Origin of the sequence: Methylobacterium sp. J-077 (assembly GCF_022829365.1) — a bacterium.
Classification (GTDB): domain Bacteria; phylum Pseudomonadota; class Alphaproteobacteria; order Rhizobiales; family Beijerinckiaceae; genus Methylobacterium.
Genome location: NZ_JAKSYJ010000216.1, coordinates 163,767 through 174,440, shown reverse-complemented (window position 1 = coordinate 174,440; position 10,674 = coordinate 163,767). Strand labels below are relative to the sequence as shown.

At 68.2% G+C, this 10,674-nt stretch carries 9 protein-coding genes and 1 pseudogene; 2 read left to right on the top strand and 8 right to left on the bottom strand.

The features are described from left to right. Positions 1–121, top strand: a pseudogene (locus MKL11_RS27115) (IS630 family transposase); the annotation flags it as partial. 138 nt (positions 122–259) lie between these two features. Here MKL11_RS27115 and MKL11_RS27110 read toward each other — a convergent pair. The 6 genes from MKL11_RS27110 to carB all read right to left on the bottom strand — a co-directional run bounded on the left by MKL11_RS27110 (position 260) and on the right by carB (position 8,037). Continuing rightward, positions 260–1,150 carry a LysR family transcriptional regulator gene (locus tag MKL11_RS27110; protein ID WP_243949111.1) on the bottom strand — a complete coding sequence of 297 codons (891 nt, stop codon included), beginning with the start codon at positions 1,148–1,150 and terminating at the stop codon, positions 260–262. 263 nt (positions 1,151–1,413) lie between these two features. Beyond that, positions 1,414–2,394 (bottom strand): thioredoxin-disulfide reductase, encoded by a 981-nt coding sequence (gene trxB, locus MKL11_RS27105; RefSeq protein ID WP_243949081.1) that lies wholly within the window; start codon positions 2,392–2,394, stop codon positions 1,414–1,416. A gap of 14 nt (positions 2,395–2,408) precedes the next feature. Beyond that, positions 2,409–3,458 (bottom strand): mitochondrial fission ELM1 family protein, encoded by a 1,050-nt coding sequence (locus tag MKL11_RS27100; protein WP_243949079.1) that lies wholly within the window; start codon positions 3,456–3,458, stop codon positions 2,409–2,411. Positions 3,459–3,491: 33 nt separating this feature from the next. Beyond that, a complete protein-coding gene (locus MKL11_RS27095) occupies positions 3,492–3,992 on the bottom strand; it encodes a hypothetical protein (protein ID WP_243949077.1) in 501 nt (166 codons plus the stop codon). A 4-nt stretch (positions 3,993–3,996) separates the two neighbouring features. Beyond that, complete coding sequence (gene greA / locus MKL11_RS27090) at positions 3,997–4,473, bottom strand: transcription elongation factor GreA (protein WP_243949109.1); 477 nt, start codon at positions 4,471–4,473, stop codon at positions 3,997–3,999. A 90-nt stretch (positions 4,474–4,563) separates the two neighbouring features. Beyond that, a complete protein-coding gene (carB, locus tag MKL11_RS27085) occupies positions 4,564–8,037 on the bottom strand; it encodes a carbamoyl-phosphate synthase large subunit (protein WP_243949075.1) in 3,474 nt (1,157 codons plus the stop codon). A 305-nt stretch (positions 8,038–8,342) separates the two neighbouring features. Here carB and MKL11_RS27080 point away from each other — a divergent pair, with 305 nt between their 5' ends. Further along, positions 8,343–8,777, top strand: coding sequence for a pseudoazurin (locus MKL11_RS27080; RefSeq protein WP_243949066.1), 435 nt, complete (start codon positions 8,343–8,345; stop codon positions 8,775–8,777). Positions 8,778–8,809: 32 nt separating this feature from the next. On the opposite strand, the gene MKL11_RS27075 is transcribed toward MKL11_RS27080, so the two are convergent. Together MKL11_RS27075 and carA are read right to left on the bottom strand one after the other, a co-directional pair. Then, positions 8,810–9,187, bottom strand: a complete 378-nt coding sequence (locus tag MKL11_RS27075) for a hypothetical protein (protein ID WP_243949064.1) — start codon at positions 9,185–9,187, stop codon at positions 8,810–8,812. Between the two features lie 225 nt (positions 9,188–9,412). After that, positions 9,413–10,645 carry a glutamine-hydrolyzing carbamoyl-phosphate synthase small subunit gene (carA, locus tag MKL11_RS27070; RefSeq protein WP_243949057.1) on the bottom strand — a complete coding sequence of 411 codons (1,233 nt, stop codon included), beginning with the start codon at positions 10,643–10,645 and terminating at the stop codon, positions 9,413–9,415. Positions 10,646–10,674 lie beyond the last annotated feature (29 nt).

The window sequence follows — 10,674 nt, the reverse complement described above, 5'->3', positions numbered from 1 at the left end:
CCGCGTCTTCAAATCCTACGCCGACATCCTCGACCACTGCTGCCACGCCTGGAACACCCTCATCGACCGACCCTGGCGCATCATCTCCATCGGACTGCGCGCCTGGGCTCATGGGTTCTGATCAATGAGGATCGGTATAAGGCCCTTTGGCGGGGTTCTCAGGGGGTGAGCTCCTGAGATTTGCAGGGCTCTGCCCTGCACCCGCAAAAGGTCCAGGACCTTTTGAAACCAGACCTTTTATCGACCGCGCAAAGGCCGGTCAGTAGGTCCAGCGCTGCGCCTTCGAGACCAGGAAGTCCCGGAACGCCTGCACCCGGGCGACCGAGCGCATCTCCTCGGCATAGACGAGGTAGCTCTCCAGGCTCGGCATCTCGGTGTCGCGCAGGACCTGGGTGAGCTGCTGGTCGCCGTCCACCGCGTAGTCCGGCAGGATGCCGATGCCGGCGCCGGCCTCCATGGCGCGCTGGAGCGCGCCGATATTGTTCACCGTCAGATGGACGCTGCGCCGGTCGCGGCCCTCGCGCCCGGCATCGGCCAGCCAATGGGCCGCCAGCAGGTAGGACGGCTCGTTGCCGCCGAACGAGACCAGGCGGTGATCGTCGAGCTCCTCGATGCTCTTGGGCTCGCCGAAGCGCTTGACGTAATCGACGCTCGCGTAGGCGTGGTAATGCACGGTGAACAGCCGGCGCTGGATCAGGTCCGGCTGGGCCGGGCGGCGCATGCGGATCGCCACGTCGGCCTCACGCATGGCGAGATCGAGCTCCTCGTTGGTGAGGATCAGCTCGATCCGGACATCCGGGTAGAGGTCCAGGAACTCGCCGACCCGCTGAGACAGCCACGAGGTCCCGAGGCCGACCGTGGTGGTCACCTTGAGATCGCCGGTCGGCCGCTCGGAGGTCTCGACCAAGCGCGCCCGGGTGTTCTCCAGGCGCAGCTTCATGTCCCGGGCAGCGCGGAACAACAGGTCGCCCTGCTCGGTCAGGATCAGGCCACGGGCATGGCGGTGGAACAGCGGCGCCTTCAGCTCGCGCTCCAGGGCGCTGATCTGGCGGCTCACCGCCGATTGGCTGAGGCCGATATCGTCGCCCGCCTTGGTGAAGCTGCCCGCCTCGGCGACGTTCAGGAAGATCCGGATCTTGTCCCAATCCAAGGCGAGAACCCCCACCAACGCGAATCCGCACCCGATGCCCGGCTCGAACAGAGCCGCACCTGCTTCGGGCGATCGATCGGGTGCTGTACGCGCGGCCGACGCCAAGCGGGCTCGGCCGGCGACGCTGGGGCATGCAACACTTGCAGCCCTGCCCGGTCAGAACCCCTATGCGCCCGGCGCATGGTCGGATGCAAGCGCCGAGATCGCGAACTTGTTGACAGGACTTTGGTCCAACAGCGCGGAGCGGTGCGCGCTGCGTGGTCTCACTCCGCCGCGGCGGCCTTGAGCGGCGTCTCGCCGATCTCCAGGTTGGCCAGGAATTTCTCCGCTTCCAAGGCCGCCATGCAGCCCATGCCGGCGGCCGTGATCGCCTGCCGGTAGACGTCGTCGGTGACGTCGCCGGCTGCGAAGACGCCGGGGATCTCGGTCTCGGTGGTGCCGGGCTTTACCGACAGGTAGCCGCCGTGGCGCATCGGCAGCTGGCCCTCGAAGATCGCTGTAGCCGGCTGGTGGCCGATCGCCACGAACACGCCGTCGGCCGGCACCTCGTTGATCTCGCCGGAGCGCGGGTCCCTGAGCCGGACATGGGTGACCCCGGGGGCCGGCTTCTGGACGCCGCAGATCTCGGCGACCTCCCGGTGCCACAGCACCTCGACGTTCGGGTGCTTGAACAGCCGCTCCTGCAGGATCCGCTCGGCGCGGAAGCTGTCGCGGCGGTGCACCACCGTGACCTTCCTGGCGATGTTGGCGAGGTACAGGGCCTCCTCCACGGCGGTGTTGCCGCCACCGACCACCACGACCTCCTTGCCGCGGAAGAAGAAGCCGTCGCAGGTCGCGCAAGCCGAGACGCCGCCGCCCTGGAACGCCGCCTCGGAGGGCAGGCCGAGCCACTTCGCCTGGGCGCCGGTGGCGATGATCAGGGCGTCGCAGGAATAGGTCTCGCCCGAATCGGCCTCCAGCCGGAACGGCCGCTGCTTCAGGTCGACCGACGTGATGTATTCGGAGAGGATCCGGGTGCCGACATGCTCGGCCTGCAGCCGCATCTGCTCCATGAGCCACGGCCCCTGGATCGCCTCGGCGAAGCCCGGATAGTTCTCGACATCGGTGGTGATCATCAGCTGGCCGCCGGGCTGGAAGCCGCAGATCAGCAGCGGCTCGACCATCGCGCGGGCCGCGTAGATCGCAGCCGTGTAGCCGGCCGGGCCGGATCCGACGATCACGAGCTTAGCGTGCGTGTGGGCCATCTCTCTCGATTCCTTCAGATCGAAACCGCGGTGCGGTGCGCAGCGTAAGCCTTGGCAAGAGCCTCGGCTATCACCGGGGTCGCGTCGATCGGCTTGTACGGCAGATCGACTAAGCGACCGGTGAACGGCCGCAACGCGCCGGCGATCGCCAGGCCCGCGAACATCCGCCGATGCCGGATATAGGTGCGCGGCAGGTCGAACAGCAGGACCGGCGCGCCGGTCGCCACGGCCTCGCTGACCATGTTGGCCGAATCCGAGGTGACCACGATCGCCTCGGCGAGCGCGAGCATGGCGACGTAAGGATTGTCGCCGGTGCCGTCCCACAGGAAGCCCCCGGTCTCGGCGGTGAGCGCCTTGACCGTGTCACGCAGCGGGTTGGGCGTGCGTCGGGAGATCGTCACCATCAGGCGACAGCCCTGATCGATCAGCCCGCGCAGCTCGCCGACGAGGCGCTGCATGTCGGTCTTGCGGTAGCTCAGGTGCCGGCTGTCGCCGCCCACCAGCACCGCCACCCGCGGACCGTCGAGGCTGGCCAGCCGCGGGTCCGGATGGGCGCGGGCCGCGGCCAGCCGGGCGGCGGTGACGAGATGCGGCGCCGTCAGGGTGGTGAAGACGTTTGGGCCGCGCAGGTCGTCGTAATCCGGCACCCAGATGAAGTCGGCGCTGTCCGCGCCGGTCCGCGGATCCTTGAGGAAGGCGGTGAAGGTCCGGCCGCCGGTCGCGTTCCGCAGCGCCCGGAGATACGGCACAGCCCGGCGCCCGGAGGCGATCAGCAGATCCGGATAGGGCCCGGACAGGGCGCCGTTGCGGCGGCGCGGGCTCTCGCGCGGATCGATCGGGCCCCAGGGAGCGATCCAGCCGAACGGCCCCGCGGCGGGGACCTGGCGGATCTCGAACGGGACCCCCAGGGTCTCGGCGATACCGACGCACTGGTTCTCGTCGCCGGCCTTGCCGTCGGTGATGATCCAGGCCCGGGCCTGGGAGAGTTCAGGCAGGGGCTCGCGCCGCGCGGATGTCTGGGCCGGGAGGGCGCGAGCCGCCTCCGACACGTCGATGCTGCTCATCGGAAACGCCTTACACCGGAGGCCGGGCTTGGGCTAATCCCGCGGCAAGTCGCGGTCGAGCCACTGGGCGTAGATATCGGCGATCACAGCCAGACGCCGCGCCTCGAAATCCGGGGCGTACCAGGCGCCGCCATAGCTCGACGGCGTCGCGGTCATCTGGGGGTGCCGGCCGAGCACCTGCCCGTCGCGACCGACAAGGAGCGCCTCGCCCTCCAGATAATCGGTCTCGAAATTGCCGCCGCGGCCGCGCAGGGCGCCGCCGCCGACATAGGGTCGGAGCGACAGGGCCTTCACCACGACGATGAGGCGCGGACCGCGACCGCCGATCCGCCCGGCGAAGGTCTTGCGCAGGGACTCGGTCAGGTCTGCGGCCAATGCCTCGGCCTGGAGGCCGGAACCGGAAGCCCGCAGGGGCCGCACGTCGACCCGGACATCCGAGAACACGGCGGTCGGCGGAAAATCGCCGGCCGCTGCAGCCCCCGCGACGCCGCAGAGCAGGAGGCCGGCGAGCCAGCCCCGGGCATACGCGATCATGCGCTCAGCCGCCGAACTGGACGCCGACGACCTCGTAGGACTTGCCGCCGCCCGGCGTCGTGACCTCGACGGTGTCGCCGACACCCTTGCCGATCAGGGCGCGGGCGATCGGCGACGTGATCGAGACGCGCCCGGCATGCACGTCGGCCTCGGGCTCGCCCACGATCTGATAGGTCTTCTCTTCCTCCGTGTCCTCGTCCACGAGCTTCACGGTGGCGCCGAACTTGATCTTGTTGCCGGACAGCTTCGTCACGTCGATGATCTCGGCGCGCGCGATCATGCTCTCCAGCTCCATCACGCGCCCCTCGTTATGGGACTGCGCCTCCTTGGCGGCGTGATACTCGGCGTTCTCGGACAGGTCTCCATGCGCGCGGGCCTCGGCGATCGCCGCGACGATGCGCTGGCGTTCCACCTGCTGCCGGTGCTTCAGCTCCTCCTCGAGAGCCGCGAATCCGCGCACCGTGATCGGAACCTTGTCTATCGTCATCGTCTCGCGCCACAATGAAGAGGCCCGGCCGAGAGTGGAGCACTCTCCCCGGGCCACGAAGGTAAGTCAGCGGGACCCTGAAGCTCAGGCCGCGAAGTATTCTTGCAAGGCGCGAACCTGGAGATCGCCTTCTAGATAGGCCTTGATCCCTTCGGCCGCCGCCATCGCGCCGGCTAGAGTGGTGTAATACGGCACCTTATGCAAGAGGGCCGCGCGCCGGAGCGAGCGCGAGTCCGACAGAGCGCCGGCCCCCTCGGTGGTGTTGAGCACCAACTGGATGTCGCCGTTCTTGATCGAATCGACCACGTGCGGCCGGCCTTCCAAAACCTTGTTCACGCGCTCGGCCGGCACGCCGCTCTCGACCAGAAACCTCTGCGTGCCGCCGGTCGCCAGGATCGAGAAGCCGAGGTCCGACAGCAGCTTCACGCTGGGCAGGATCCGGGCCTTGTCGGCGTCGCGCACCGAGACGAACACGGTGCCGGAGCGCGGGACCTGCGTGCCCGAGCCGAGCTGGCTCTTGGCGAAGGCCACGCCGAAGCTGGCATCGAGCCCGATCACCTCGCCGGTGGAGCGCATTTCCGGCCCGAGCAGGACGTCGACGCCGGGGAAGCGGGCGAACGGGAACACCGCCTCCTTGACGGCGATATGGGCCAGCTCCTTGCGCTTCAGGCCGAAGCTCGCGAGCTTCTCGCCGGCCATGATCCGGGCGGCGATCTTGGCGATCGGCTCGCCGATCACCTTGGCGACGAACGGTACCGTGCGGGAGGCGCGCGGGTTCACCTCCAGCACGTAGATGTCGCCGTCCTTGATCGCGTACTGGACGTTCATCAGGCCGCCGACCTTCAGGGCCAGCGCCATCGCGGTGGTCTGCCGCTCCAGCTCGGCGATCGTCTCCGGCGAGAGCGAACGCGACGGCAGCGAGCAGGCGGAATCGCCGGAATGGATGCCGGCCTCCTCGATGTGCTCCATGATGCCGGCGATGAACACGTCCTGCCCGTCGCAGACCGCATCCACGTCGATCTCGACCGCGTCCGACAGGTAGCGGTCGAACAGCAGCGGGTTCTTGCCCAGCACCGTGTTGATCTGCCCGGTCTTGTCGTTCGGGTAGCGGGCGACGACGTCGGACGGGATCAGGCTCGGCAGGGTGCCGAGCAGGTAGTCGGCGAACTGGCTCTCGTCGCGGATGATCGCCATGGCGCGGCCGCCCAGCACGTAGCTCGGGCGCACCACGAAGGGCAGGCCGAGTTCGGAGGCGATCAGCCGGCTCTGCTCCACCGAATAAGCGATGCCGTTCTTCGGCTGCTTCATCCCGAGCTTGTCGAGGAGCCGCTTGAACTGGTCGCGATCCTCGGCAAGGTCGATCGCGTCCGGGGAGGTTCCGAGGATCGGCACGCCGGCCGCTTCCAGGGCGCGGGCGAGCTTCAGCGGCGTCTGTCCGCCGAATTGGACGATGACCCCGTGCAGGGTGCCGGCCTGCCGCTCGGTCTCGATGATCTCCAGCACGTCCTCGGCGGTCAGCGGCTCGAAATAGAGCCGGTCCGAGGTGTCGTAGTCGGTCGAGACCGTCTCCGGGTTGCAATTGACCATGATGGTCTCGTAGCCGGCCTCCGACAGCGCGTAGCAGGCGTGGCAACAGCAATAGTCGAACTCGATGCCCTGGCCGATCCGGTTCGGGCCGCCGCCCAGGATGATGATCTTCCTGGCGTCCGTCGGCCGCGCCTCGTCGACGACGGTGCCGGCGAACGGGGCCACGTAGGTCGAGTACATGTAGGCGGTCGGCGCCTTGAACTCGGCCGCGCAGGTGTCGATGCGCTTGAACACGGGGCGCACGTCGAGCGAGCGGCGCAGGGCGCGCACGTCCGCCTCCTCGGTCTTCGCCAGCACGGCCAGGCGCGCATCGGAGAAACCCGCGGCCTTGAGCTGCCGGAACGCCCCGGGGGTGCGGGGCAGGCCATGCGCCTTCACCCGGTTCTCCAGGTCCACGATCGCCTGGATCTGCTCCAGGAACCACGGATCGACCTTGCAGGACGCGTGGACCTCCGCGTGGCTGACGCCGAGGCGCAGGGCCTGGGCGATCTTGAGCAGCCGGTCCGGCGTCGGCACGCCGAGCGCCGCCTTGATGGCGTTGTGGTCGTCGCCGCGGCCCAGGCCCTCGATCTCGATCTCGTCGAGGCCGGTGAGCCCGGTCTCCAGCGAGCGCAGGGCCTTCTGCAGCGATTCCGCAAAGCAGCGGCCGATCGCCATCGCCTCGCCCACCGACTTCATCGCGGTGGTCAGCGTCGGCTCGGCGCCGGGGAATTTCTCGAAGGCGAAGCGCGGGATTTTGGTGACGACGTAGTCGATCGTCGGCTCGAACGAGGCCGGGGTCGCGCCGCCGGTGATGTCGTTGGCGATCTCGTCCAGGGTGTAGCCGACCGCGAGCTTGGCCGCGACCTTGGCGATCGGGAAGCCGGTGGCCTTCGAGGCGAGCGCCGAGGAGCGCGAGACGCGCGGGTTCATCTCGATCACGATCATCCGCCCGTTCTCGGGGTTGATCGCGAACTGCACGTTGGAGCCGCCGGTCTCGACGCCGATCTCGCGGAGCACCGCCAGCGATGCGTCGCGCATCACCTGGTATTCCTTGTCGGTGAGCGTCAGGGCCGGGGCGACGGTGATCGAGTCGCCGGTATGCACGCCCATCGGGTCGATGTTCTCGATGGAGCAGACGATGATGCAATTGTCCGCCTTATCGCGGACGACCTCCATCTCGTATTCCTTCCAGCCGAGCACGCTCTCCTCGATCAGGACCTCGTTGGTCGGCGAGGCGTCGATGCCGCGCTCGACGATGTCGAGGAACTCCTCGCGGTTGTAGGCGATGCCGCCGCCGGTGCCGCCCATGGTGAACGACGGGCGGATGATCGCCGGCAGGCCGACTTCGGCGAGCGCGATCAGGGCCTGCCCGAGGGCGTGCTCGCCGTAGCGCTTGCGCCGCTCGGATTCCCCGGACTGCCACTTGCGCTCGAAGGCGGCGACCGCCGCGGCACGCGCCTGCGGCTCGGGGTTGGCGGCCTCGATCTTGGCGATCTCGGCGAGGTATTTTTCCCGGTCGGCCTTCTTGGCCGCGGAGGCGTTGGCGAGCGCCGATTTCGGGGTGTCGAGCCCGATCTTGGTCATGGCGTCCCGGAACAGGCTCCGGTCCTCGGCCTTGTCGATGGCCTCGGCCGTGGCGCCGATCATCTGCACGCCGTACTTGGCGAGCACGCCCATCTTCTGCAGCGACAGGGCGCAGTTCAGCGCCGTCTGGCCGCCCATGGTCGGCAGGATCGCGTCCGGACGCTCCTTCTCGATGATCTTGGCGACGATCTCCGGGGTGATCGGCTCGACATAGGTCGCGTCCGCCATGTCCGGGTCGGTCATGATCGTCGCGGGGTTCGAATTCACCAGGACGATCCGGTAGCCCTCCTCGCGGAGTGCCTTGCAGGCCTGGGTCCCGGAATAATCGAACTCGCAGGCCTGCCCGATGATGATCGGCCCCGCACCGACGATGAGGATCGAGGAGATGTCGGTGCGCTTGGGCATTGGCGGCCTTTTCAGGCCAAGCGCGCCCGGTCGGGCACGGCTCGGATCGGCCCTGCTCCCGGACGCGCGTGGCGGGATTGTCGTTGAACGCCGCGTTTACACGGGCGATCCGCGCTTTGGAAGGCCGTGCCCGACCGGCGGTTGCGCGGGGCGTCGCGGAAGGTCCGGCGGGCCTCAGGCCAGCTTCAAACAATTCTGAATTATTTTTGTGGTGATGAACGGCATTGCCGAGTCTTGGGCCGGGCCATAAAGCTCGACCGATCGGCGGATCCGCCGATTGAAACCATAATCATTCGAGTTTGACGATGATCAGGGAAACATTCGGCGCGGCGATGCTTCTGCTCGGCGCGATGATGGGCGCGCAGGCCACGGAAGTCTCCATCAAGACGCTCAACAGCGGCCCGAGCGGGATGATGGTCTTCGATCCGGCCTTCGTGAAGATTCAGCCCGGGGACACGGTGCGGTTCGTGCCGGCCGACAAAGGCCACAACGCCGAGCTGATCAAGGGCATGGCACCCGAGGGCGCGCCGACCTTCAAGACCGTGGTCGGCAAGGAGGAGACCGTGACCTTCGACAAGCCCGGCCTCTACGGCTTCAAGTGCGCGCCGCACTACATCATGGGGATGGTCGGCCTGATCGAGGTCGGCGACAAGCCGGAGAACCTAGAGGCCGCCAAGGCGGTCCAGCACGGCAAGCTGGCCGCCAAGCGCTTCGAGCCGCTGTTCGAGAGGGTGCAGTAGGGGGCCCGGTGGGGGCGGGCCGCCGCCCCCGATCAGAACCCGGCGTAGAGCGCAGCCAGCGCCCGATCGATGGACAGGTAAAAAATCCCGAAGGCAACCAGGGCGGCGGCGGCGAATTCGAGCGCCACGTTCGAGAGCGTCTGCGCCCGGCGCAGCATCTCGCGGCCGAAATACAGGGACACCCAGGCGAGAGCGAGCACGGCCGGCATGGCGAACAGGTAGGAGACCGTGCTCTCGACCCGGTCCAGGCCGGCCGCCGGATCGATCAGGGCGCGGATGTTGCGCACCCAGGGGGCGTAGAGGGCGGCGTAGAGGGCGGTCGCCCAGGCGAGCCCGGCGGCGATCCCGAGATGGACCATGAACGTGCGGTGCAGGCGGGAGAAGTCGTCGCGTGCCTCGTCGATGGTCATCCGCAATTCCCTTCGGACGAAACCGTCATGCGCGGTCCGTCGATGGGTTCCTTAGACCTCCGGAATTCGCGGATTTTATGACCCCGGCGCGGCCTGAATGGGACCGTACCTAGCGCATCGCGCCGGGCGTCGGAACTGGCCCGATGCGCTAGGTCTTTGCTTCGCATCGTCTTTTTCCGAAAGCCGGAGACCCCCTTTCGGGACGATGCTATAGGCCCTCGCCGATCAGGCGTCGGCCGTCTTCTCCGGCTCGCCGGAGCGCATGAGCGTGACGAAGCGCTCGAACAGGTAGTGGCTGTCGCGCGGGCCGGGCGAAGCCTCCGGGTGGTGCTGAACCGAGAAGGCCGGCCGGTCGGTCAGGGTGAGGCCGCAATTCGAGCCGTCGAACAGCGAGACATGGGTCTCGACCGCGCTCGCCGGCAGGCTGGCGGGATCCACCGCGAAGCCGTGGTTCATCGACACGATCTCGACCTTGCCGGTGGTCTTGTCCTTCACCGGGTGATTCGCGCCGTGATGGCCCTGGCCCATCTTTACGGTCCGGCCGCCCAGCGCGAGACCCATGAGCTGGTGCCCGAGGCAGATGCCGAAGGTCGGCACCTTCTCGTCCAGGAGCTTGCGGATCACCGGCACGGCGTAGGTGCCGGTGGCCGCGGGATCGCCGGGGCCGTTGGACAGGAACACCCCGTCGGGCTTCAGCGCCAGGATCTCCTCCGCGCTGGTGGTGGCCGGCACCACGGTGACGTCGCAGCCGGCCTGGGCCAGCAGCCGCAGGATGTTGCGCTTCACGCCGTAATCGATCGCCACGACCTTCAGGCCGTCGCGGTTGCCGCGCTTGCCGTAGCCGTCACCCAGCGCCCAGATGGTCTCCGACCATTCCGAGGTCGCGCGGCTGGTCACCGGCGGCACCAGGTCGAGGCCTTCCATCGGCGCCAGAGCGGCGGCCCGGGCCTTCAGCGCCTCGCGGTCGAACCGGCCTTCGGGATCGTTGGCGATCACGGCGTTCGGCATGCCGTGATCACGGATGCGGGCGGTCAGCGCGCGCGTGTCCACGCCGGTGATGCCGACGATCCCGCGGGCCTCGAGCCAGCCGTCGAGATGCGACGAAGACCGCCAGCTCGACGGCTTCGTGACCGCCGAGGCGATCACGGTGCCGCGCACGCCGGAAGCCGGAGCCGCTTCGAGGCTTTCCAGATCCTCGTCGTTGGTGCCGACATTGCCGATATGCGGGAAGGTGAAGGTGACGATCTGCCCGGCATAGGACGGGTCGGTCAGGATCTCCTGGTATCCGGTCATCGCCGTGTTGAAGCAGACCTCGCCGTCAGCGATTCCCGTCCGGCCGATGCCGAAGCCCTCCAGGATGGTCCCGTCCGCCAGAACCAGCAGGGCCGTCGCGACGGGCTCGGCCCAGGGTTCGGGGGCGGCGGGTTTGGAGGCCTGCGCGGCGGCGTCTTGCAGCATCGGGTCGGTCTCGCTTATGTCCGGCCGAA

What these genes read in the sequence shown, in the direction of transcription:
- MKL11_RS27080 (WP_243949066.1), top strand. Translation starts at nt 8,343, where the DNA reads ATGATCAGGGAAACATTCGGCGCGGCGATGCTTCTGCTCGGCGCGATG.
- MKL11_RS27095 (WP_243949077.1), bottom strand. Translation starts at nt 3,992, where the DNA reads ATGATCGCGTATGCCCGGGGCTGGCTCGCCGGCCTCCTGCTCTGCGGC.
- trxB (WP_243949081.1), bottom strand. Translation starts at nt 2,394, where the DNA reads ATGGCCCACACGCACGCTAAGCTCGTGATCGTCGGATCCGGCCCGGCC.
- MKL11_RS27100 (WP_243949079.1), bottom strand. Translation starts at nt 3,458, where the DNA reads ATGAGCAGCATCGACGTGTCGGAGGCGGCTCGCGCCCTCCCGGCCCAG.
- carA (WP_243949057.1), bottom strand. Translation starts at nt 10,645, where the DNA reads ATGCTGCAAGACGCCGCCGCGCAGGCCTCCAAACCCGCCGCCCCCGAA.
- carB (WP_243949075.1), bottom strand. Translation starts at nt 8,037, where the DNA reads ATGCCCAAGCGCACCGACATCTCCTCGATCCTCATCGTCGGTGCGGGG.
- MKL11_RS27075 (WP_243949064.1), bottom strand. Translation starts at nt 9,187, where the DNA reads ATGACCATCGACGAGGCACGCGACGACTTCTCCCGCCTGCACCGCACG.